This window comes from Anaerolineae bacterium (genome assembly GCA_013178015.1).
Classification (GTDB): Bacteria; Chloroflexota; Anaerolineae; order DRVO01; family DRVO01; genus Ch71.
In genome coordinates, this window is record JABLXR010000035.1 from 1 (window position 1) to 22310 (window position 22310).

20 protein-coding genes are annotated in these 22310 nt (G+C 67.6%); 13 read left to right on the forward strand and 7 right to left on the reverse strand.

Annotation, left to right across the window (positions count from 1 at the left end; genetic code table 11):
• The first annotated feature begins 215 nt into the window (after nucleotides 1-215).
• The 3 genes from HPY83_13740 (at nucleotide 216) to HPY83_13750 (ending at nucleotide 2497) form a co-directional block, all read left to right on the forward strand.
• The gene (locus tag HPY83_13740) at nucleotides 216-530 is read left to right on the forward strand and encodes a hypothetical protein (protein ID NPV09011.1); all 315 of its coding nucleotides are present in this window, start codon (nucleotides 216-218) and stop codon (nucleotides 528-530) included.
• 325 nt (nucleotides 531-855) lie between these two features.
• Nucleotides 856-1590, forward strand: a complete 735-nt coding sequence (locus tag HPY83_13745) for a hypothetical protein (protein ID NPV09012.1) — start codon at nucleotides 856-858, stop codon at nucleotides 1588-1590.
• Nucleotides 1591-1609: 19 nt separating this feature from the next.
• Nucleotides 1610-2497, forward strand: coding sequence for an amidohydrolase (locus tag HPY83_13750; protein ID NPV09013.1), 888 nt, complete (start codon nucleotides 1610-1612; stop codon nucleotides 2495-2497).
• Nucleotides 2498-2549: 52 nt separating this feature from the next.
• Here HPY83_13750 and HPY83_13755 read toward each other — a convergent pair whose 3' ends face one another.
• The 4 genes from HPY83_13755 to HPY83_13770 all read right to left on the reverse strand — a co-directional run bounded on the left by HPY83_13755 (nucleotide 2550) and on the right by HPY83_13770 (nucleotide 6413).
• On the reverse strand, nucleotides 2550-3446 hold the full coding sequence (locus HPY83_13755; protein NPV09014.1) for a ChbG/HpnK family deacetylase: 897 nt from the start codon (nucleotides 3444-3446) through the stop codon (nucleotides 2550-2552).
• Between the two features lie 357 nt (nucleotides 3447-3803).
• Complete coding sequence (locus HPY83_13760; GenBank protein ID NPV09015.1) at nucleotides 3804-4682, reverse strand: hypothetical protein; 879 nt, start codon at nucleotides 4680-4682, stop codon at nucleotides 3804-3806.
• Nucleotides 4683-4806: 124 nt separating this feature from the next.
• Nucleotides 4807-5925: a hypothetical protein gene (locus tag HPY83_13765; protein ID NPV09016.1), complete on the reverse strand. Its 1119-nt coding sequence runs from the start codon at nucleotides 5923-5925 to the stop codon at nucleotides 4807-4809.
• A gap of 164 nt (nucleotides 5926-6089) precedes the next feature.
• The gene (locus HPY83_13770) at nucleotides 6090-6413 is read right to left on the reverse strand and encodes a DUF433 domain-containing protein (protein ID NPV09017.1); all 324 of its coding nucleotides are present in this window, start codon (nucleotides 6411-6413) and stop codon (nucleotides 6090-6092) included.
• A 330-nt stretch (nucleotides 6414-6743) separates the two neighbouring features.
• Between HPY83_13770 and asnS the strand changes: the two genes are divergently transcribed.
• The 7 genes from asnS to HPY83_13805 all read left to right on the forward strand — a co-directional run bounded on the left by asnS (nucleotide 6744) and on the right by HPY83_13805 (nucleotide 14795).
• Complete coding sequence (asnS, locus tag HPY83_13775; GenBank protein NPV09018.1) at nucleotides 6744-8039, forward strand: asparagine--tRNA ligase; 1296 nt, start codon at nucleotides 6744-6746, stop codon at nucleotides 8037-8039.
• Between the two features lie 289 nt (nucleotides 8040-8328).
• Nucleotides 8329-8613: a hypothetical protein gene (locus HPY83_13780; protein NPV09019.1), complete on the forward strand. Its 285-nt coding sequence runs from the start codon at nucleotides 8329-8331 to the stop codon at nucleotides 8611-8613.
• A gap of 230 nt (nucleotides 8614-8843) precedes the next feature.
• Complete coding sequence (gene msrA, locus HPY83_13785) at nucleotides 8844-9380, forward strand: peptide-methionine (S)-S-oxide reductase MsrA (protein ID NPV09020.1); 537 nt, start codon at nucleotides 8844-8846, stop codon at nucleotides 9378-9380.
• Nucleotides 9381-9495: 115 nt separating this feature from the next.
• Nucleotides 9496-9693, forward strand: coding sequence for a hypothetical protein (locus HPY83_13790; protein ID NPV09021.1), 198 nt, complete (start codon nucleotides 9496-9498; stop codon nucleotides 9691-9693).
• Nucleotides 9694-10362: 669 nt separating this feature from the next.
• Nucleotides 10363-13053 carry a DUF3160 domain-containing protein gene (locus HPY83_13795; protein ID NPV09022.1) on the forward strand — a complete coding sequence of 897 codons (2691 nt, stop codon included), beginning with the start codon at nucleotides 10363-10365 and terminating at the stop codon, nucleotides 13051-13053.
• 167 nt (nucleotides 13054-13220) lie between these two features.
• Entirely contained in the window at nucleotides 13221-14453 is a 1233-nt protein-coding gene (locus HPY83_13800; protein ID NPV09023.1) for an SDR family oxidoreductase, read from the forward strand.
• Nucleotides 14454-14795, forward strand: coding sequence for a cytoplasmic protein (locus HPY83_13805; protein ID NPV09024.1), 342 nt, complete (start codon nucleotides 14454-14456; stop codon nucleotides 14793-14795).
• Between the two features lie 45 nt (nucleotides 14796-14840).
• Here the strand turns inward: HPY83_13805 and HPY83_13810 are convergent, their stop codons facing one another.
• Nucleotides 14841-15842 carry a hypothetical protein gene (locus HPY83_13810; protein NPV09025.1) on the reverse strand — a complete coding sequence of 334 codons (1002 nt, stop codon included), beginning with the start codon at nucleotides 15840-15842 and terminating at the stop codon, nucleotides 14841-14843.
• Between the two features lie 467 nt (nucleotides 15843-16309).
• On the opposite strand from HPY83_13810, the gene HPY83_13815 reads away from it, so the two are divergent.
• Nucleotides 16310-16711 (forward strand): hypothetical protein, encoded by a 402-nt coding sequence (locus HPY83_13815; GenBank protein ID NPV09026.1) that lies wholly within the window; start codon nucleotides 16310-16312, stop codon nucleotides 16709-16711.
• Between the two features lie 399 nt (nucleotides 16712-17110).
• On the forward strand, nucleotides 17111-17965 hold the full coding sequence (locus tag HPY83_13820; protein NPV09027.1) for a class I SAM-dependent methyltransferase: 855 nt from the start codon (nucleotides 17111-17113) through the stop codon (nucleotides 17963-17965).
• On the opposite strand, the gene HPY83_13825 is transcribed toward HPY83_13820, so the two are convergent.
• Nucleotides 17952-20228, reverse strand: coding sequence for a hypothetical protein (locus HPY83_13825; GenBank protein ID NPV09028.1), 2277 nt, complete (start codon nucleotides 20226-20228; stop codon nucleotides 17952-17954). The genes HPY83_13820 and HPY83_13825 overlap by 14 nt on opposite strands.
• Nucleotides 20229-20395: 167 nt before the next feature.
• Here HPY83_13825 and HPY83_13830 point away from each other — a divergent pair, with 167 nt between their 5' ends.
• Entirely contained in the window at nucleotides 20396-21160 is a 765-nt protein-coding gene (locus HPY83_13830) for a hypothetical protein (protein ID NPV09029.1), read from the forward strand.
• 110 nt (nucleotides 21161-21270) lie between these two features.
• Here the strand turns inward: HPY83_13830 and HPY83_13835 are convergent, their stop codons facing one another.
• Entirely contained in the window at nucleotides 21271-22098 is an 828-nt protein-coding gene (locus HPY83_13835) for an MBL fold metallo-hydrolase (GenBank protein ID NPV09030.1), read from the reverse strand.
• Nucleotides 22099-22310: the final 212 nt, after the last annotated feature.

Here is a 22310-nt window from a genome sequence, read left to right on the forward strand (position 1 = left end):
ATTGGACTCCGGCCGACGAGCAGTGGTGGTGGTCCATCAACAATCCCGACGTGGGCTCGCCCCGGGCGGCCTACATCGAGTTGCAGCGGATGGAGAAGTGAGGGCATAGAACGCTGATGACGCTGATCCTCGCTGATGAAGGAAGACAATGGGGGATCCGCGTAGATCAGCGTCTCATCGGCGGCCCCCACTCGGCCAATTGCGGGAGGGAACGCATGGATCCGTACGCAAGAGCCTATCGTGAGCGACCGGAGCGGTCTGGCTTGGGCATAGCTAGCTTTGTCATGGGGCTGATGTCGCTGGCGGGCGCGTTCGTCGTCTTCGTGCTGATGCTGGCCCGAGTGGGGAGCAGGGTGCTTGTGGGCCTGGGGCTGTGCGGTGGCGGCATCTTCGCCCTGGTGGGACTGGGCTTGGGCATCGCCGGCGCCATCCAGAGCCGAAACCGAGGGCTCGCAGTGCTGGGAGCCGTGTTCAACGGCCTGTTCATCTCCATCGGCAGCATTCTCCTCCTGGTGCTCCTGCTCCAGTAGAGGATGCGACCTCGATTGCTCGCCATCACGTTCCCCCTGAGAGGCTGACGCCGAGAAAGATCAGCCGAAGGAGCCGACGACGGCTAAGGAGTTCGCGCGCCCACGCGCGAGCGCGTCCTGGCGGCAGACGTTCCCGTCTCGGCGCTGCCGCGTCTGGGGCGCGGGTTTGTGAGGTGAGTGGCTTGAGCCCAGCGAAGGACCCGAGTAGGGATCTGGCACGAGGACTCGTTTCCCGATCGCGAACCCTTGTGGGGCTTGAATCCGCCGCGCTTTCCCCCTATGATGTGGCCCGTCCGCTATCATCCATTCTCAGGGGGGATCATACATGTCCACACGAATGACCAGATACCTCGCGCTCTTCGCCGGCCTGGCGCTGATCGTGGCCGGGCTGACCGTGCCCGTCTGGATGGCCTCCCCCGGCATCGGCGACATTCAGGCAGCGCAGATCCTCTACGATAGCCAGGCATTTCACTGGTTATACGTCATAACCGTCATCGTTAGCTGCGTGCTCATCGCCCCGGTGATCGTGCTACTGGCCGTTCGCTTGTATCCTCTGCGTCCGGAGCTCTCTCTGGTGGGGGCTAGTGCCTTCCTTCTGGGCCTGATCTTGGAGGCGGCTGGCTCTGCGTCCTCTCTGGCCCGTTTCGGCGGAGCGGTGACCGGCGCCATGGAGGCCGATCCCCTGTGGATCTCCATCTACCACAGCCTGACGTCGCTCTACCTGGCGGTGGACTTTGCCGGGGTGGCGCTGATCTACGTGGCAGGGGTACTGCTGGCTCTCGCCCTCTGGCGCCATCACCTCATCTCCTCTATCCTCCTTCTGCTGGCCGCGGTCGTCTTCGTGGTGGCCCTCTTCCTCCCGAGCTTCTACAGCACCTTCACCCTGGCCGGCTCCATCGTCATCTTCGGCCTGGCCTATGGCGCCCTGGGCTATGCCACCGCAGACCTCGACAGCCGCGAGGAAGCCCTGCAGGAGACGGAGACCGAGGCCGCTGGCTTAAGGTCCTCAACCACGAGCCGCAGCCGCCGCTCGCGTCGTAGCAGCCGGCGCCGTCGCTGACACGTCAGGAGGGCAAACGGTGAAGATCTGGGACTGCCACTGCCACGCCCAGGGCAACGAGACGGGCGATCAGGTCCTGAGGTGGATGGACGAGGCTGGGCTGGACCGCATCTGCCTGTTCAGCCAGTATCCTCCGGGACGCTCCGCCGGCTCAGGCGTAGGACATAGTTCCTTCCGCCTCACCGGGCACCTGCGTCCCAACGATCGGGCTCAGGTCACCTATAGGCGGGAGGACGTCCGCGCCGCGGCCGACCACATCGCCGCCGTGCAAGCAGCCGACCCTGACCGCATCTTCGGGCTGCTCTGGGTCGAGCCCCGGACGCCGGGCATCCTGGAAGAGATCGAGTATGCCCTGGGGGACAGGAACCTTCGCGGGGTGAAGATGATCCCCGATCACTGGTCGCCCCTGGACGAGATGATGTACCCGATCTACGAGAAGATGGAGGAGATGGGCAAGCCCATCCAGTTCCACTCGGGCATACTGTACGGGTTCGACGACAGCTCCCGCTTCTGCCGCCCTGTCCTCTACGAGGTGCTGGTGCACTTCCCCAAGCTCCGCTTCAGCCTGGCTCACATTGGCTGGCCCTGGGTGGACGAGTGCCTGGCGGTGTTCGGGCGCTTCCGTGCCGCCCGACGGGGCACCGATGAGGAGCCACAGATGTGGGTGGACACCTGCCGCGGCACCCCTGACGCCTGGCGCGAGGAGGCTCTGGCCAAAGCTGTGCCCTTCTGCGGCATGGACCACCTCATGTTCGGGGTGGACGCCTCACCTGAGCGGCTGCCTGAGAACGCGCCCGTGCATGTAGCCAAGGACCTGACCATCCTGCGCGGGGTCATGGGGCTGTCACAGGAGCAGATCGAGACCTTCTTCTGGGGCGCAGCGGCGAAGTTCTACGGTGATACGTGATGCGTGACGCGTGATCCACCGCGCGCCGCGGCGCAGGATCACCTACCACGCGTCACGGGTCACGCATCACTTCCCGCGGTCTCCGGTAGCCGATCGAGATCACCCCTGCTTCCTCCAGCGCGCGGGCCAGGTCGGGGTCGCTGAAGGTCTCCCAGTCGCCGGCTCTCTGCGCCAGGCGCGTCTCTCCCAGGATGGCGCGCGACTCGGGCGTGGGCCGGCAGGGATGGTAGATCAGGTGGGTGAGCCCGGGCTCCAGGTTGCGCAGCACCTCGTGGTAGCGGGCACGGATGTCCTCCCCCGGCTGCATGTGCGGCATCACCAGGTGATCCACCAGGAGCAAGTCGCTAGTGCTCTCCAGAAGGCGCAGCCCGTGTACCAGGGCCTCCGCCTGCTGCGCCGGTACACCCTGTGCCATCACGGCCTCCTTGGTCAGGCGAGGCAGCATCACCGGAAGCCCAAACTCCCGGCCGAGGCCAAGGTACGGTTCCAGCAGCGATGGGTGAGCGATGGCGCCCATGTGCGTGTCTATGTGGGTGACGTCTATGCCCGCCCTCAAAGCGTGCTCCACCTGAGCCCGCATCTCTGCCACGGCGGCTCCGGGGTCCATGTGCGCGTGCAGCGGAGGTAGGTCAGGCCAGAGGTAGCCCTGGTCATCGAGGAGGCCACTGGTGGCGTCACGGGTGGAGACAGGCCCCCAGCGGTAGGTCTGCCACTCGCTGGTGAGGGTGAGGTGCACGCCTATGTCGGCCTCCGGATGGGCCTGGGCGAGTTGCGACAGGTGCAGGAACCAGGGGCAGGGAACCATGACCGAGCCGCAGTTGACCACCCCTGCCGCCAGGATGTCCTCGAAGGCAGCGTTGGCGGCATGACACATCCCCAGGTCGTCGGCGTGAGCGATGACCACGCGTTGTGAGGGATCGAATCCCAGCCTCTCCAATGCCGATGCCATGTTGACCTCCGACTGAACCGCGTAAGGTGTGTAGCGTCGGCGCAGTAGCCCTCGACCGAGGTCGGGGCTAGTGGACCTGGCGGCCGGGTGTCCGCCTACGCGGACACGGGGCGGCAAGGGTCCCAGCGCGGGGGCGGGCCCCACAGGCATGGTAGTCCGTCGGCGGGGCGAATGCCCGGGGGTCGCCTTGACGCCGGCAGGCGCGATCTTTCGGCTGTGGGTCCGCAGCAATAGTTGCGGCCGCGCCGTTTCCGCTGGCCCCCTCTACGGCGAGCCCCCAGCCCACGAGCAGCGGGCTGTGCCTGAATGCTCGGGGGTTTTGGGGCGCGAGCTCGACCCGCGTCGCCTGAGCGGAGGTCAATCCGTGGGCCGCACCAGGGCCCCGAAGACCTCCGGTCTGCGCGTCTGGAGGTTGAAGCAGGCCTGCCGCCGCCGCTCCGCCACCAGATCACCGTCCAGCTCTACCACCAGCAACTCCTCGGCGATGTCCTCGCTGCTCGACTCGGCCACCACTTGCCCCTTGGGGTCCACCACCAGGCAGCCGCCGGCGTGGTTGGCTTCCACCCCCTCGATGTCTAGAGCAGAGCGGCCCGCGGTGTTGCACACGGCGGCGTAGACGCCGTTGTCGTAGGCGCGGCAGGAGTGCACCATGCGCCAGTTCTCCTTCACCCGCCGCACCGCCTGCCTGCGCCCCTCCTCGTCCTCCGGCCAGGCGCCGAAGCGGGCGGCGTGGGGCGCCAGGATCAACTCCGCCCCGTCCACCGCCAGGCAGCGCGCCATCTCGGGGAAGTTGTTATCGTAGCAGATGATGATCCCGACCCGGGCAAAGGGCAGGTCGAGGACGGGCAGCTTCGTTCCCCCGCGGAAGAAGAAGTACTCGTCCGCCGAGAGGTGCACCTTGCGCTGCTTGCCCAGGTAACCCTCGGGGCCGACGATGAACTGGGTGTTGTAGTGGATGCCGCGGCCGTCCTCGGCGATGCCGGCGCAGATGAATAGGTCCAGGTCGCGGGCCAGGTCGACCAGGGAGCGGACGGCGTCGCCATCCGGCACCGGTTCCGCCTCCGCCACCATGCGGGCGTGTCCGGCGTGCCCGGTGATGCCCAGCTCCGGGAAGCAGACCAGGGCCGGTCCCTGCTCCTTGGCCCGGCGGGTCCACTGGATGGTCGCCTCCAGGTTGGCGGCCTTTTGCCCCACTGGGCTGGCGTGCTGTACCAACGCGAGCCTGAACGTACGCATTTCGCCCCCTGGGGGAGAGGGGGTGACACGGAGAGGGGGAGACACCGCACACCGTCAGTGCCCAGTGTCACGCCGTCTCCCTATCTCCCTCTCTCCCCCTCTCCGTGTCTCCGCGTCTCTGTGGCTATCCCGGCCGACCGCCCAGGCTGCTCACATCGAAATCCCGGGCGGCGTGGAAGCAGGCGATGATGTTCTCCACCGAGGTGTCGGGCTGGATCACGTTGGACGGGAAGACCACCAATCCGCCATTGTAGCCGCACTTGCGGATGAGGTGCAGCACCTCCTGGCGCACTTCCTCCGGGGTGCCGTAGGGGAGGGTGCGCTGCAGGCTGATGCCGCCATGGATGGTGATCTTGTCGCCCCAGCGCCGCTTGACCTCGACTGGGTCCATGCACTCCGGCTGCACCGGGTTGATGACGTTGAACCCGATCTCTACCAGGTCATCCATCAGGTCCATGACGTTGCCATCGCTATGGATGAAGAAGAAGACGTCCGGGTTGATGGCGCGGCAGTCCTCGATCAGCTTGGCCATGCGAGGCTTATCCACTTCACGCCATGATTTGGGGCCCATGATGATGCGGTCCTGCATGGCGATGTCCCCGGTGACACCGATCTGGTCCACCCCGGCGCGCACGGCCCGCTTACAGATCTCGCCGTAGAGGGCGTAGAAGCGGTCGTAGATGGCTTCCAGGATGTCCCGGTTGATGAGGTAGTCGGCCAGGAGGTTATCCATGCCCCGCAGCTCCCAGGCGTCGCGGTAGGGGTTGCCGACGCCGGCGCTCACGTAGAACTGCTGCTCCTTGAGCTCCGCCACCCGCTGGGCGTAGTTCTCGGGCTCCACGATGTCGTCTAGGCTGGGCCAGGGATAAGCCTCCACGTCCGCCACGGACTGGGCGTTCTCCAGGGGGCCGCTCATCCACTCGGAGTACCAGCCGCCCTCGCCGATACGGTAGCGCACGCCCCAAGGGTCCTCGTAGGTGCGATCATCTATCCAGACCACGGGCCGGCCCGGCAGGGGGCCCGGCCGCAGTTCGGCCCGCTTCTCGTACTCGGGCCTGGCAATCCAGGGAGTGAGGCCGGCCCACCCCTCGATGCCGAGTTCCTTGAGGACCACGTCCCAGTCGTCGGTATGGTAGTGCTCCTTGAGGCGCTGCTGCACTTCGTGGTGGAACCAGCCATCGGTAGGGGTGTGGTCCGGGATCTCGTGATTGAGCGCCGCTAGAATCCGCTCTCTCGGGGTCATCTTTGCTCCTCTCTGGGACCAGGAGGCCTGGGTCGCATTCCAGACTTATCCCCATTGTATCGCCGTGGGCCCTGGTTGCCAGTGAGGGGCAGCACACCTGGGGATGGTAGGTGACCGAGTGATGTAGCCAGGAATGTGAACATCCATGTACAGAGACAGTGCCACTAGGCACTCCGTCTCTGCTTCAGTTCACGCAGCCGAGCCATCACCGGTGGTCCGCCCAGCTCCTGACGCAGTCGCTCAACCTCAGATGCCTGCCGCGCCAACTGACTCTCGATATCCTCGGCGTGGTCGCTGTAGTACGCCAGCGCTGAGAACACCTGGCCTAAGGTGAGGTATGGGCGCTGGTACTGGAGCTCCCAAGGGCTCCAGCCCCAGGCGATGTGCTCTGCCACCAGCTCGATGACCTTCATAGTCGTGCCGGCGATAATGGGCACGCCTTCTTCGTCCAACACTATGTGCTTGCAGCCGGTCTCTGGCATTGCCATGCGCCGCCACCTCCAATCCGGCCCACGCTAGGACCTGACTGCATAGTATCACCTATGAGCACCGGCCGCCACGGCTCAGCTTATCAGGGCGATTCCGTCTTCGCTGGCTCAGGTGCCCCTTTGAGAAGTCCGCGCCTCATAGGCGCGGGTTGATGCGCCCTCTACATCTCCAAGCGGCGCCCTGGCGCGCGTGGGCGCGCGCACCCCTCAGCGATTTGGGGCGGCCGAGGCAGAAGGTGCAGTCGGCCTGCTCTACGCGGTGAGTTTCCCCCGGCGAGCGTGCTATAATGCGCCCCAAGAGCCGTGGTGGCACAAGGAACAGGAGCGCACATGGACAAACAGACCTACATCCGCGACGTGGCGGAGCACGTGGGGGAGGAGATCGTCGTCAGGGGCTGGCTCTACAACCGCACCGATAAGGGGCGCCTCCAGTTCCTTCAGGTGCGCGACGGCAGCGGCGTCATCCAGGCCGTCGTCTTCCAGAAGAACGTCTCCGCCGAGGCCTTCGAGGCCGCCGCTCGGCTCACTCAGGAGTCCTCAATCGTGGTTCGGGGCACCGTCCGCCAGGACGAGCGCGCCCCAGGGGGCTACGAGCTGGACGTCTCCGACCTCCGGGTGGTGCACCAGGCTCAGGAGTACCCCATCCAGCCCAAGGAACACGGGGTGGACTTCCTCATGGAGTGGCGCCACCTGTGGATCCGCACCCCCACCCAGGCCGCCATCCTGCGGGTGCGCGCCCACATCATCCGTGCCATCCGGGAGTACCTGGACACTCACGGGTTCATCAACGCCGACACCCCCGTGATCACCCCCTCGGCCTGCGAGGGCACCACCACCCTTTTCGGGCTGGAGTACTTCGACACCTCCGCCTACCTCACCCAGAGCGGGCAGCTCTACAACGAAGCCACCGCCATGGCCCTGGGCAAGGTCTACGCCTTCGGCCCCACCTTCCGGGCGGAGAAGTCCAAGACCCGCCGGCACCTGACCGAGTTCTGGATGGTGGAGCCGGAGATGGCCTACGTGGACCTCGAGGGCAACATGGAGGTGATGGAGGAGTTCGTCACCCACGTGGTGCGCAGCACCCTGGCGAACTGCGCCGCCGAGCTCAAGGAGCTTGGGCGCGACACCACCGCCCTGGAACGCATCGAGCCGCCCTTCCCCCGCCTCCAGTACGACGAGGCGGTGAAGCTGCTCAACCAGTGGGGCGTGCCTATGGAGTGGGGCGATGACTTCGGCGCCCCCCAGGAGACGGCCATCGGAGAGCATTTCGACAAGCCGGTGATGGTGCACCGCTACCCCAGTGCCATAAAGGCCTTCTATATGCAGCCCGACCCCGACCGGCCCGAGCTCTCCCTTTCGGTGGACATGATCGCCGCCGAGGGCTACGGGGAGATCATCGGCGGGGGTCAGCGCATCCACGACCTGGAACTCCTGGAGAGGCGCCTGGAGGAGCACAACCTCCCCCGCGAGCCCTATGAGTGGTACCTGGACCTGCGACGCTACGGCTCCGTGCCCCACTCCGGGTTCGGGCTGGGCATCGAGCGTACGGTGGCCTGGATCACGGGCGTGCACCACATCCGAGAGACTATCCCCTTCCCCCGGACCCTGGGGAGGGTGTGGCCGTAGAGAGCAGCCGCCACCTGGAGGAGGACCGTCCCCCTCCGGCGTACCGTCATCCCGCCCACCCAGACACAGGGGCCGACGAAGGTTGACCGTTGCCTCTTTCGCCTGTAGGATCGTCGGCAGTGCCGCTGGGCTGTGACCCAGGCAGCACGGCTCGGTCCCATGTGGGCGCCGGACGACCTTGGGAGCCGGTGGCACGAGCCTCTATCCCTCGGGGCTACAGGGGCAGAGCCTGATCCGTGGTTCGGTCCGTAGGTAGATCTAGTTGGCAGCAATGTAAGTGGAGGCAGGCATGTTTGCTAGAGTAGGCAGGATACAAGCACGGCCGGAGCAACTGGATGCGGCGGTGAGCTATCTCGATGAACAGATCATCGGGGGTGAACGCGGGCTCAAGAATGCCTACGCCCTGATAGACCGCCAGAGCGGCAAGCTCATGACCCTCACCCTTTGGGAGACTGCCCCCGACCTTCAGGCCACTGCCGACTTGGCGCTGGACATTCTCCGGGAGGCCAGCCGGAGAGCCGGAGCCTCGGCCGAGCCGGTGGTCGAGACTTACGAGGTGGTACTCACCGAGTGACGCCGCCCGGGGGTTACTGAGGCCCCTTGGCCAAGAGTGAGACGGGCGGGGCAGCGCCTACATTTCGCTGCTGTCTCGCCCCCATGGCCCAGCCGGCATGCCCACGCTGGCTCGGGCACCAACGGCCGCAGCCTCAGCGCATCAGTTGGAGCAGTCCTCGTGGGTGACTCATCAGGGGATGCTCTTGGTCACAGCTCGGACGCGATGGGACTGCTGAGGAGTCATAGAGTATGCCCCGTGAGAGAGCAACGTTAGGCGGCGGGTGCTTCTGGTGTCTGGAGGCGGTGTATGAGCTGCTCAGAGGGGTGGAGAGGGTCGAGCCCGGCTACTCCGGCGGTGCCACCCCCGCTCCCACCTACGAGCAAGTGTGCACCGGCAGGACGGGCCACGCCGAGGTAGTGCAGATCACCTTCGACCCGGACGTCATCAGTTACCAGGACCTGCTGGACGTCTTCTTCACTATCCACGACCCCACCACGCTGAACCGCCAGGGGGCGGACGTGGGCACGCAGTATCGCTCCGTGATCTTCTACCACTCCCCGGAGCAGGAGAGCGTGGCTCGAGAGACCATCGCCCATCTCACTCGCGAGGAGGTGTGGGACGCGCCCATCGTGACGGAGGTGCGGCCGTTCGAGGCTTTCTACCCGGCGGAGGAGTATCACCGGGAGTACTTCCGGAGGAACCCGGAGCAGGGTTACTGCCGGGCGGTGGTGGCCCCGAAGGTGGCCAAGTTCCGGAAGGAGCATTTGGCGCGGCTGAAGGAGTAGGGGGAGCCTCACGCAAAGGCGCCGAGGGGCAGACACACAAAGAAGGAGTACGCGGCTCGGCAGCGGCCGCAGTGCCGCGGGTTCAGACCGGCGGTGCCCTGGGGTGAGAGATCGAGTGGGGCGTAGTAGAGCAGTGTTCCTGGACCTCCGTGGTACTCCTGGTGAGGGCGGTCGGGGAGATATCATGGACTTGGCTCTATGTCCCTTTGCCGCGGAGGCCATCAAGCTTCTCAATGAGGCCGGACTGCTGGCCATCGTGATCACTAACCAGAGCGGGATCGCCTGGTACCGCTTCACCCACCAGGAGTGCTAGGAGCGGATCGCCGAGGTCCGGCGGGAGCTCGGCCAGCAGGGCGCCAGACTGGATGGGTTCTGCCACTGCCTTCATTCCCGAGAGGACGGCTGCTCCTGTCGCAAGCCCGCTCCCGCCCTGGTACATGAGGCCCAGCGCGACTTCGCCCTGGACCTGGCGGAGTGCTACGTGGTGGGCGCGTGGGACATGATCCTGGCCCGCTCGATCGCATGCAGAGCGGTGTCGGTGCGAACCGACGCTGGTATGGGCTACCTCGGGGAGTACCGTCACACATGGGCAGACACCGAGCTCGACTTCGTCGCTGCCGACGTGTTCGACGTGGCTCGTTGGATCGCGAGTGGGCGTCCGGGGTGCGCGGGGGGCCGCGCGGAGTGAGGCTGCGAGCACACGCGCGGCCGGCCGCACGGGCTAAAGCCGGGTGCTAGAGATGCGAAGCCGGCCCTTCGGCCGGCTGGGGAGATCTCTCAGCCCGCCGGAGGGCGGGCTTCGCCTAGGTAGCCGGGGGGTTCAGCCCCCGGTGCACCTGGCCCGCTGCGTCCGTGCCCGGCGCATCCGCGGCCCCTGTTACGTTCACGGCCGCCCCCCTCCCGCTCCCCCACTTGACACCACCGCCCCATCCCCTAACGTACACGCACACCCGCCGCACCGCTTCGCCTGAGAGGGACCACCATGAGACTAGCCTGCCTCCGACCCGCCTTCACCTTCATCGTCCTGATCACCGCCCTGGCACTCCTTAGCTCTTGCGCCTCCGCGCCGGCTACACCCATCCCCACACCGACCACCTCACCCACGGACACGCCCACAACGGCGCCTACCACGCCGCCTTCCCCCACCGACACACCCGTCCCCACGGCCACGGCGCCCCCCACTGAGCCCGCCCCGGAACAAGAGGCGCCGCGCGTGTCCTTCGCCTCCTTCTATGAGCGTCCGGTCCAGACCACCCCAGCCATGCAGCACGAGCCCATCGCCCCCGACCTGAGCAACGTCACCGTCCCCTTCGTCCTCTCGCCGGCCCAGCGGGAGCGCCTCGCCGCGGATGGCTTCGTGGTCAGCCCGGGGACGGAGAAGGAGTTCTTCACCGTCTACGAGCGGGCTCGCTACGACAACCAGCCTATCTTCGTCACCAGCGACTCCCTCCTGCACGTCTACCACCTCCTCTTCGACAAAGTCCTCCGTACCGCCGAGGTTCGCTACTTCATCCCCCTCCTGCGCGACCTCAACGCCGCTCTCCTGGCCCAGGCAGACGCCCAGTACCAGGCCCTACAGCACACCAGCTGGGAGGACGCTGCCCGTCGCACCGTCGCCTTCGTGGCGGTGGGCTCACGCCTGCTGGACCCCGACGTAGCCGTGCCCGACTACGCCGCCGACCTGGTCCAGGCCGAGGTCAGCCTGGTCATGGACTCCGCCGGCATATTGCCCTCACCCCTCTTCCCTGGCCTGGAGTACGGCGAGGACTACACCCAGTACATCCCCCGCGGCCACTACACCAAGTTCGAGGAGTTGGAGGCCTACTTCCGCTCCATGATGTGGTACGGCCGCATGACCTTCCGGCTGGAAACGGAGGACCCGGAGGTGGGGCGGGCGGAGACGCGCTCGGCCCTGCTTCTGGTGCGGGCCCTGCGCTCCGCCCAGGTCAACGGTCGGCCCGCTCTGGACGCCTGGGCCGACCTGTACGACCCTACCGCCTTCTTCGTCGGCCGCAGCGACGACCTTACCGTGACCCAGTACATCGCAGTGATGGACGCCGTCCACGGCCCCGACCCGTCCCTGGAAGCCGTCGCCGACGATGCCCTCCTGGACCGGTTCATCGCCGAGGCGGGCAAGCTGCCCCCACCCCGCGTCCTGGGCATGATCATCTTCGAGACCGACGACGTGGAGCAGCAGACCAAGGGCATGCGCTTGATGGGGCAGCGGTTTGTGCCCGATGCCTACATCATCCGCCAGCTCATCTACCGCAACGTAGGCACCAGCACTGAGCGCCGCGGCCTTCCCAAGGGGCTGGACATCCCGGCCGCCATGGGCTCCGAGCGGGCCTACCAGCACCTGGAGCAGATGGGCGAGACCAGCTACCTCAACTATGCTGAACAGATGGCCAAGATGCGCGCCTGGATCGCGGGGCTGACGGTGGAAGAGTGGACGGAGACCCTCTACAACTCCTGGCTCTATTCCTTCCTGCCCCTCCTCCGGCCCACCGTGGACGAGCCTGGCTACCCCGCTTTCATGCGCTCGCTCGCCTGGGCGGACAAGCAGCTCAACACCGTCCTGGGCAGCTGGGCCGAGCTCAAGCACGACACCATCCTCTACGCCAAGCAAGCTTACGCCGAGCTGGGCGCCGGACCCATGCCTCCCGAGCCGGTGCCGCCCAAGGGCTACGTCGAGCCCGTCCCCCAGTTCTACGCCCGGCTGGCCGCCCTCACCGCCATGACCCGCGAGGGCCTGAGCCAGCGCGGCATGCTGGACGAGCGCGACGGCGACAGCCTGCAGCGGCTGGAAGAGCTGGCCGTCGCCTTCCAGACCATGGCGGAGAAGGAGCTTCGGGGCGAGCCCCTCACCGAGGAGGAGTACCGGCGCATCCGCTTCTACGGCGGGGAGCTGGAGCATCTCACCATGGCCGCCGCCGACACGGAGGGGGAGGATGGCGGCCGGACCTACATGGAGGAGCAGCCCCAGGCGGCCGTCATCGCGGATGTGGCTACCGACCCCTGGCCGGTGCCCCGAGTGCTGGAGGTGGGGGTGGGCCGCATCAACGTGATCTACGCCGTGGTGCCGGTGGTGGAGGACGACGGCACGCTCTACCTCCAGGTGGCCAAAGGCGGCGTCTTCTCCTACTACGAGTTCCCTTGGCCCCAGGACGATCGGCTCACCGACGAGAAGTGGCGGGCCATGCTGGACGAGGGCCAGGCGCCGCCCCTGCAGGAGTGGATGGGCAGCTTCATGGAGGAAGAGGGAGAGAACAGCGACCTCACCTCCGCCATCCACGCCTGGCATCAGGCGCTCACCAGCGCCTACTGGCACGTCTACGCCGAAGGTGCCGCCTACCTGGCGCAGGGCGACGCCCTGGATCAGCTCCGGGCCGCTCTGGAGCCGCTGCAGGCGGAGGGGCACATGGTGGGTCATCAGTTGGTGAGCAGTGGCTTTCGCTCCTTCGACCGCCAGGCCGATGACCTGGCCCTGGTCACCGTGCGCGAGGTGTGGCAGGATGAGCTGTACCAGGTGGGCGAGTACCCCGGGGATGCGGTAGGTGAGCCTCTGGCGGAGCGCGGCCCTTACACCCTGGACGTCACTTACACCCTGAAGAGGGACGAGGGCGCCTGGAAAGTCATCCGCGCCGTCTACGCCAACGAGCCACCGGCATGGTAGGGAAGAGCTAGACCCCCATCCCCCTTCCCTGCAAAGGAAGGGGGAAGCTGGGCTCCCCTCTCCCACAAGGAGAAGGGCCGGGAGTGAGGGCCCATCGGCCGGCGTGCCGTCCCCTTGCCCGATCGTGTATCATGCCGGGGCGATTCTGGTATTAGCGGGGAGAGAGCATGTCAGAGGGAGAGCAGGCAGGCTCTCGGGCCAGGCCCCTGGCCGGGAAAGTGGCGGTGATAACAGGGGCGGGAAGGGGCATCGGTCGTGCCCTGGCGGCCGAACTGAACCGGCTGGGGGCGACGGTGGTCCGGGCCGACATCTCGACGGACGCGGACGACGAGAGTCGCGCCGATTCTGTCTTCGTGCTCGCGGACGTGTCCGACCCCCAGGAGGTGGATGAACTGCGTCGCCAGACGCTGGAGCGCTTCGGCCCGCCTGACGTCCTGGTGAACGGGGCCATGATCTCGCCCGTGGGCTCAGTGGTGGAGACCGATCCGGACACCTGGGATCGGGTCCTGGCCGTCAACCTCAGGGGCGCCTTCCTCACCTGCCGCGCCTTTCTCCCTGACATGCTGGAGCGGGGATCGGGCACCATCGTGAACATGGTGTCCACCGACGCCATGCCATTCCTCTCCGCCTACATCGCCTCCAAGCAGGGGCTAGTGGGGTTCAGCCAGTCCCTGGCGGCGGAGGTGGGCGAGCGAGGGATACGGGTGATCGCCTTCGCCCCCGGCCTGGTGGACACTCCCGGCCTTCGGGACGTGGCCCGGGACCTTGCTCCTCGGCTGGGCATGTCCTGCGACGAGTTCATGGCCATGGCCATTCCGACCGCGCGCGCCGCTTGGGCCGGGGTCCAGCTCCTGCTACGTTTCGCCGACGAATACCACGGCGAGACGGTAGATGGCTACACCATCCTGGACCGGGCCGAGGCCACCGAAGAAGAGACTCCACCTCCACCTGAGCCCACGGCCGCGCCGCCGGACTCCAAGACCAGGGAGGAGTACCTGCGCGAGGCCCAGCGTCTCACCGCCCGCCTCCAGGCCATCATAGATCAAACGGCAGCGGAGCTGAGGCGACTGCCGGTGTTCGTGCGTCCCCTGGCGCGGCGGGGCTTTCGCCGCAAGACGGGGCAGGACATGGAGCGCTGGTCGCGCACCCTGTCCGACCTGCAAGGCCACCTGCGCCAGATGGACCGCCTGGACTCGGTGGTGGTGGCTGCCTTCCGAGCCGAGCACCCGGAGGTGGAGGAGCTGCTGAAGGGCTTGCTGCGCTACTACCGCGAGGCCCCTGGCGAGTTCGCTCGCTTCACCCGGGACGAGTCGGCCGTCCGCTACGTCACCGAACTGAACGCGGAAAGGGAGCAGGTGGTGCGCTCCCTCATCAACACCCTGGCGCGAATCCAGGACTGAGTGGCGCCGGTGGGCGACGTCTCCGAGGGGGAGTGGCAATTCGTGAGCGAGGAGGTCCGGCCCGACCCGGACAGCATCGCCCTGGGTAGGATGGCCCTGGGCGAGCCGGGACTGCCCTGCCGGTTTCGGTGGCGCGACCACATCTACACCGTGGCCGAGGTGGTGGCTTCCTGGAAAAGCACCGCCAGGGAAGGAGGGCGTCCCGCCGGCGACGCCTACGTGCGGCGGCACTGGTTGGACGTGCGCACCACCTCCGGCGAGCGAATGGTGCTCTATTGCGAGAGGCAATCTCGGGGTGCGCGTCGCTCCCGCTGGTGGCTATACCGCATCTGCCGGGTGTAGGGGCAGGCCACTGCGCCTTCCCAGGGCGGACGCGGTGGTCCGCCCTTACTGCGTCGGCGTTCCCAGGATGCTGCCCCACTCCACGATAGCGCGGGCCTCTCCGGTGGCCTCGAAGTACTCGACCCGGACCTGGTGCCGGCCCTGGCTCAGGTGCACCATCACCTCATGGGTGCTGCTGCCGGGGTGCCACTCGTCCACCAGCAGTTCGTCGTCCACCCACAGCCTGACGCCATCATCCACCCGCAGAGTGAAGCGATACTGCCCCTCGTCTAGGTCCAGCTCCCGCGTCCAGCGGACGCTGAAGTTATCCACGCCCACCCCTGGAAGCGGATAGCCCTGCCCCCAGTCGAAGTTGATGCTGGGGTCGTCGCGGACTGCCGCCGGCGTGCCGCTGAGCTCGGTGTTGTTGAAGTACTCCCCCTTCCAGCCCAGGAACACCGAGGGCGTGGCCACCGGCGTGGGGGTGACGGTGGCAGTGGCAGTGGCCGTAGCGGTGGGTGTGGGCATGGGCGTGAACGTGGGAGTGGGCGGCGGCGTCTCCGTGGGTGTTGCCGTGGGGCCCACCTGGGAGGGCGTAGGCTGCGGCGCCGCCGTGCCGGCGGGCACGGTGGGGCCGAGCGATCCCGGAGTCAGATCGAAGGGCACCCTGACCTCCAGATTCCCGGAGCGGGCCAGGAGTTCGGTGCCGGGGCCGGAGGGGTAGTCGTTGTGCCAGGCTACGTCCCGGCGGAAGGAGCCTGTCGAGTCGGCCAGGAGACGGCCCAGCCAGTAGTCGGCGCTGCTTCGGTCCGACGTGAGCGATAGGGACACAGCGGCGTCGGAAGGCCAGCCCTCACCCACGATGGTGAACCCCCCGGCGCTATGTCCCTCGAGGCGCACCGAGGGAGCGCTCGGACGCTGCTCTCTGGTGGGGGCCGGCTGCCCGTCCCGGCCTCCTCGCAGCAGGCGCGCGGCCAGAAACGTGCCCACCACGAACGCCACCGCCGCGATCAGGCCCACCGCCAGTATCCAGGTACGGCCGCTGTCGTTCTCTGAGTATGTGTCCATGCTGCTTTTGCTCATCAGGCCAGAAGCTCGCACTCGCTCGCGCAGGCTCGGGCGGTGGGGGCGACGTGCCCGCCTTCCCGATCACCGACCGCCCCTGGCGAGAGAGGCAAGCTGCTCCTCCTCTCCTCGCCTATGACGACGCTCCTGGATCCAGCCCAGTTCCCCACCGTCGTCGCTAGGCATCGGCGTACGCATAACATAACACCGGACGATGCTTCACGCATCATCGGCTAGAGCCGGGGGCCGAGTCGGGCTCGGCGCTGGGCCGCTCGTGGCGCGCCGTTCGGCCTGCTGGTCGCCTCGGGCCCGCCGGTGCAGCCGACCGCTCCCCATCGGTGGTGTCGGGTCGGATGGCCTCTGCTACAATCCCCTCTGCAGCGGGAACGGCCGTGCTGCTACACTCGCCCAAGGAGGGCCCATGCCACACTGCGCGATCGCGCCTGGTGGCTCGTGCTGGAGGCACCGCCATGCCTCCCCCTGAATCGCCATCCGGCCCCTGGGGGCGCTGGGAGGTGCGGGGCGAATGCTGGGACCTGGCCGATCTGGCCGCCTTCGCTGCCGTCCGCGATCTCCTGGACCGGGCGGAGCTCATCCCTGACGTAGTCGCTATTGGCGTCTCCTCAGAAGGCAGGAAGCTCATCGTCCGAGCCTGGTCCGCTTCCCTCTCGGCCGAGATCAGGCGTGCGCTCGACGAGGTCCAGGCGGCTCATCCCGACGTGGTGTTCCTCGGCCTCCGAGCCACGTGGGAGCCGGGGGCGGGCCCGGCCGAGGAAGAGGGTACCGCGCTCTTCCTCCGGCCACGCCAGTGCGACCGCTCCCGATCCACCGCTGAGAGTGCAAGACCTCACGATCAGGGCGGAGAGCCTTGAGCCGCAGTATCGCTCCGGGCTGAAGCCGCGGAGCCATAGGTGAGTGAAGCCCGGCTGCGCGGGCCAGAGAGCTCTGGCAGCCGGCGAAGGCCGGCTTCGCCTTGTCGTAGCCCCTGGTTCACCCCTGAGCGGCGATGGTGCTGCGAACCCGTCCCTCCGATCCCAGACTGCTACCGGAGTTGACGCCGGCCCCATTAGCGGCTAACCTTTTAGCACTGGTGGCACCTCGCCCCAGGGTACCTCTAAGGAGAGACACCAAACCATGACTACCCTCCTCTGGGTCTAGCCTCCGTCTGAGCTTCGTCTGGCGGCATGTCCTGGCGGCCGCAGCCGTCCGTCCGAGAGCATCCGCTCCGGCCGGCCCGTCGGTCGCACCAGCTACACCCAGGAGTACAAGTCATGGTTTCTCCCTCGCGACGAACCCCCGCGCCCGAGTCCTCGTCGCGCTCGAACAACTGGCGCTGCTGGGACCGCCTGGCCGATTGGTACGACGGCTGGGTGGGCCCCACGGGCAGCGAACACCACCGGAAGCTGGCCCTGCCGGCCGCGCTGGAGTTGCTGCGACCCCGGGCCGGAGAGCGCATACTGGACGTCGGCGCCGGTCAGGGCGTGCTGGCGCCTGCCATCGTCCAGGGCGGGGCGCGTTACGTCGGAGTAGAAATGAGCCCCCGGCTGCTGCGTCACGCTCGCCGCCATCGCGGCCGCCTGGGCAAGTTCGTCCGCGCGGACGCGCGCTGCCTGTGGCAATGCCCCTCCCTCGGGCCCGGCTCTTTCGACGGCGTGGTCTTCCTGCTCAGCATCCAGGACATGGATCCTTTGACCGACGTATTGAGGTCGGCGGCCTGGGCCCTCCGGCCCGGCGGGCGGCTGGTCATGGTGATGACGCATCCTTGCTTCCGCGTCCCCCGGCAGAGCGGTTGGGGGTGGGATGAGGACCGGCGACTGGTCTACCGCCGGGTAGACTCCTACCTGACCTCCCGGTCCGTGCCCCTCACACCGCAACCGCTAAAGCGCCGTCGCCAGGTGGTCTGGAGCTTCCATCGGCCCCTGCAGGAGTACGTGAACGGCCTGTCGTGCCAGGGCTTGCTGGTGGAGCGCATAGAGGAACTGGCCACCCACAGCCACAACCCGGACTCCGCTGGCCGCGCCAAGGCTCACAGGCTGGCCGACCGGGAGATTCCTCTCTTCCTCGGCCTGAAGGCAGTCAAGCTCGCGGAGACGGAGGCGGGCAAGGAGCAGGTCAACCGACGTTGACCCGCCCCAGGTCCACCTGTCCCCGGCCCTCCCCCGCTTCCACCTTCATGGAGAGGATGTAGCTGCCCGGCGCTAGGTCGGCGGGAAGGAAGATGATGCGCGGGTCCCGATAGGTCTGCCCGATGGCCCAGGCCTCCGGCCCGAGGGCCTCGGCGAGGGCCTCGCCCGTGGCAATGGTCCTGAGCTGCCCGCCCGTCTCCAGCACGAACTCGAGTTGTACTCTCTGCCTCTCCTGTACCCGCCAGAAGAGGGCGATGGACAGCGGCTGCCCGGCCGACAGGGCGATCTCGCGGGCACGCTCGCCCCCCAGCGGTGAGAGGTCCCAGCCCATGAGCCGCATGGGCCCCAACCCCACCTGCTGGCGGACTACCGTTCGCAGGGCTGCTGCATCCAATAGCTGAGGCATGGGCACCACCTCGATCTGCCCCAGGACCAGATGGTCGGACCCATCGGGAAGCCTCAGGCGGGCGCCGGTGACCACATCGTACAAGCCCGCCACCACCGTGTAGTTGCCGGGGGGAGTGCCCAGGAGCACCGGCACCGCCTGCCGGTCCACCACCGTCACCCCCGGCGCCCACCGGCTGACGGGAAGATGCCCCGAAACGGGTAGCGTATCTCGCTGGCCCACTATGTTGCTCCTCCCATCCAGCGCCTGGATGAAGAGGGCATACTCGCCGACGGCAGGGCCACTCAGCCGCCAGTGGAACTCGACCGGAACCGCGGCTCCAGGGGTTACGCCACCGCCGCCCAGGGCATAGGCTTCCAGGGCGATGCGGTCGCCGAAGATGGCGTTGGCCTGGCGGAGCCGAAGATCCGGCGGAGCGAACTCGTGCTGAGTCAGGCGCACGTTGCCGTACCAGGTATCAAGGGCCTTATGTGCATTCAAGTCTAGCCAGCTCTCCACCACCCCATCGGGATCGCTCTCGGCCGTGGCCCAGAGCACGGAGAAGGCGCGCGAGTGCCGCCGGGCGATGGCCGCCAACTCCGCTTCCAGCCGCGCTCTATCAGGGGGCCTGGTGTCGGGCAGGGGATAGAGGCGGGCGGCGCCTCGGTAGTAGTAGGAGAAGACCTCGACCTGGCCCGGGGCATTCAGGATGACAGCATCCTCCGGTCCTGCTGCCGCCTCGATGTAGGCGGCCAGTCCCCGGTAATCATCGCGGGAGGCTCCCTGGCCGCCGTAGTAGGCGCTCAGTCCGCCGTACGCCGCCAGGCCGGCCGGCGCCATCACTGCCAGGGCCGCTGCCACGCCCACCACTGCGCCTGCCCGGCGGGCCCCCGCTGAGGCCAGCCAGGCCGTACCGGCCCCAGCCAGCAGGTGGTAGGCAGGCAGGCCGATGAGCAGGAACTTAGCTCGGTACATGGGCCGGAGGAGAGAAATGGCCCAGAGCGATACCGCCGGCCAGATGGCTGCCGTGGCCGCCAGCCCCCAGAGCAGCCGGTGGCGGGCTCGGGCGGGCGCCAAGGCCAGCCCCAGGACGGCGGGCACGAGCGCCACCCAGCCGACCATCGAGGTAGCCTGGGCTGCCGGCCCCAAGGAGTAGAGCCGTGCCGCTTCCTCCAGGTAGAACCAGAGGGGCTCCCGGGCGCTGATGGCGGGCCAGCCCCCGGCACTGCGGAGCATGACCGGCAGCCAGGGCAGGAAGAGCAGAGCTACCGCACCCTGCGCGATGACCCAGTCCCGTACCTCCCCACGCACCGTGCTCCGCGCCGACCGGTAGCGCCCGGCCAGCCAGAGGGCCAGGGCCAGGTTGTGGAGCGCCAGCACCATCAGCCCCAGGTAGTGCGACCACAGCAGCCCGGCAGCGGCCAGAACGTAGCCGGCGGCCCAGCGGCGCGCCCGGAAGCCCTGCTCGCGGGCCAGCAGATACTCGCTCAGCGCCCAGGTGGAGACCGCCGCCAGCAGCGCCACCAGAGCGTACGCCCTGGCTTCCTGGGAGTAGTAGACCGCGAATGGGGAAACCACCGCCAGAGCTCCCGCCGCCACTGCAGCGGCCTCACCTGCCAGCCGGCGAGCCCACAGGTAGGTAACCAGCACCAGCAGGCAGCCAATGACGGCCGAGAGGGACCTCAGCCCCGCCTCGGAGGTGCCGAACAGACGGGCCCACAAGTTGAGCAGGTAGTAGTACAGCGGCGGATGGATGTCGGCTCCGGCGGCGGGGGCGATGTCCGCCAGGGAGCGAAGGGTCATACCCCAGGAGTTGCCCTCGTCGGCCCACAGGCTCTGCCGGCTGAGGCCCTCGAAGCGGAAGACGACTGCAGCCACGAATAGTGCCGCCGGCACCATCGCCCGCGAGAGCCCCCCGGCCCGGAACTGGCGAGCCCTGTCCGACGTCCATATGATGGAGCCGTGGGCAGACATGCGACGATTATAGGCAGCCGCAGAACCGGGCGGCAACAACCCGCCGGTCAGGGCGGAGTGAGAGGTGCAGCGTGAGAGGGAGCAACCCTCTGTACGGTCTCCTGTTTCTGCTGGTGATCGGCGTGGCCGTTGTGGCTGGATACGTCGTAGCCAGCAGCGTCCGCATCGGACCTCTTCGCCCGCCCGACATCCTGGCCCACCTCTCTTCGCCCACGCCCACACCCGGGCGAGTCGAAGCCCGTCTGGTGACCCCTTCGCCCACCGGCGACCATCCCGAAGCGGACGCCACTCCTGCCGCCTGGCCCACCGTGCCCCTGCCCACGGAGCGCCCGGCGCCCACCGTGATCGTCCCCACCTTCGCTCCCGCCCCCACCGCCACCTCCGGCTCGAGCTCGCTAGGGCCCACCGCTGCCCAGCCCGCGGAAGAGCGAGGGACGCCCACGCCAGCGGCCACCGGCCAACTGGAACCGCCTTCGCCCACGCCCACCCGGCCGGCCTACCTGTTCGTACCCGCCGGCGCTCCCACTATGGCCGAAGACCGGGGATGCTTCGTGGGCGCCGTCTTCGGCTACGTCAAGGACGAGAGAGGCAATCCGCTGCCCGGAGTGCAACTTCGGGTCTACGATCCCTGGAACCACAACTTCCCCGCCATCACCAAGCAGCCTCCCGACACCGGCTACTACGACGTCATCCTGGGGACGGGCCCGGCGACCTACTACGTGGTGGTGGTGGACTCCCTGGGCAACCAGATCTCCCCGGTGGTGGAGGTACAGCACCGGGAGGGCGCCAAAGGTTGCTGGTACCAGGTGGACTTCCTGCGCACCCGCCCGCAATAGGACGCTGATGGCCCTGATACTGCGCTGATTCTCGCTGATCTTCGTTCGTCACTCTTCAGGATCAGCACCAATCTGCGCAGTATCAGCGGCATCAGCGTTTCATTCCCCGCTCAGGCGAGAGCAGTCTGGGCGAACTCCACCTGCGAGCCGGCACCGAAGGGCCGCACCAGGTCGGGCATCAGATAGCGGAGGTGGAAAAGGGAATCGGCGCCGGTACAGTGGTTGAGATACAGCTGGGGAGAGCCCCAGGCCTGCAGGCGCTGAGACAACTCGCGAAGGTGCTCTTGGGGAACTCCCGCCAGGTGAGTGCCCCCTATCACCGCCACCAGAGGGACATCGAGGCGCTCCCTGACGGCCTCCAGGATGTTGAGCACGCCGGCATGGGCACAGCCCAGCAGCACCACCACCCCGTCTCGTACCTTCAACACCAGCGACAAATCGTCGCGGTAAGGGTCGGGAGCGAAGCTGTCGCCCACTTTGACCACGTGAAGCTTCCCCCGTCCTTCCGGGTAGGGACGCTGCCGGATCTCACCGGTGGTCCACACTCCCGGCACCACTTCGGTGGGCTGATCGCTCAGCCGCGGAAGGAAAGCGTGCTCCAGGACCTGCTGCCGCTCGCGGTTCATGCCAATGGACCGCCGTTCGGGGCCAGAGAACCTTTCCTCGAAGATCCCGGGGTGAGCCACCAGCGGCCTGCGGCTCAGGAGAGGGGCCAGTGCCTCCAGCCCTCCAGTGTGGTCGGTGTGGCCGTGGCTGAGCACCACCGCGTCCGGAACGGCCGCCCTGAGGGCCTTGAGATTGTGCCTAACCACCGCGCCGCTCTCCCCGGTGTCGAACAGAACGCGACCGCCCTGCGCCTCCACCAGAAGCGACAGCCCGTGCTCGGCCAATAGGCCGCCACGAGAGACGCAGTTGTCCACCACGCAAGTAACTCTCAAGCCTTGCCCCTTGCCGACGCTTGGCGCGCCGGCACCACCGAGCTTATCCCCGGATGCCCGCGGCATCAAGTCGCCTCCAGAGCGGGGGTTACCGGTTCGCCGTCCGGGGCGTCAGCGCTCCGACGCCACTTTGACCGGCAAGGACCGGCCCCCTAGAATGGCGCGAGCTAGCCGAGCGTGGCCTGAACCCCGCCATACGCGACCAAGGAGTC

Bases quoted from the DNA above. Each gene is read 5' to 3' on its own strand.
- asnS (NPV09018.1), top strand. From the start codon at position 6,744: ATGGACAAACAGACCTACATCCGCGACGTGGCGGAGCACGTGGGGGAG.
- HPY83_13815 (NPV09026.1), top strand. From the start codon at position 16,310: ATGCCTCCCCCTGAATCGCCATCCGGCCCCTGGGGGCGCTGGGAGGTG.
- HPY83_13755 (NPV09014.1), bottom strand. From the start codon at position 3,446: ATGGCATCGGCATTGGAGAGGCTGGGATTCGATCCCTCACAACGCGTG.
- HPY83_13800 (NPV09023.1), top strand. From the start codon at position 13,221: ATGTCAGAGGGAGAGCAGGCAGGCTCTCGGGCCAGGCCCCTGGCCGGG.
- HPY83_13810 (NPV09025.1), bottom strand. From the start codon at position 15,842: ATGGACACATACTCAGAGAACGACAGCGGCCGTACCTGGATACTGGCG.
- HPY83_13740 (NPV09011.1), top strand. From the start codon at position 216: ATGGATCCGTACGCAAGAGCCTATCGTGAGCGACCGGAGCGGTCTGGC.
- HPY83_13760 (NPV09015.1), bottom strand. From the start codon at position 4,682: ATGCGTACGTTCAGGCTCGCGTTGGTACAGCACGCCAGCCCAGTGGGG.
- msrA (NPV09020.1), top strand. From the start codon at position 8,844: ATGCCCCGTGAGAGAGCAACGTTAGGCGGCGGGTGCTTCTGGTGTCTG.
- HPY83_13795 (NPV09022.1), top strand. From the start codon at position 10,363: ATGAGACTAGCCTGCCTCCGACCCGCCTTCACCTTCATCGTCCTGATC.
- HPY83_13765 (NPV09016.1), bottom strand. From the start codon at position 5,925: ATGACCCCGAGAGAGCGGATTCTAGCGGCGCTCAATCACGAGATCCCG.
- HPY83_13745 (NPV09012.1), top strand. From the start codon at position 856: ATGTCCACACGAATGACCAGATACCTCGCGCTCTTCGCCGGCCTGGCG.
- HPY83_13780 (NPV09019.1), top strand. From the start codon at position 8,329: ATGTTTGCTAGAGTAGGCAGGATACAAGCACGGCCGGAGCAACTGGAT.
- HPY83_13820 (NPV09027.1), top strand. From the start codon at position 17,111: ATGGTTTCTCCCTCGCGACGAACCCCCGCGCCCGAGTCCTCGTCGCGC.
- HPY83_13770 (NPV09017.1), bottom strand. From the start codon at position 6,413: ATGGCAATGCCAGAGACCGGCTGCAAGCACATAGTGTTGGACGAAGAA.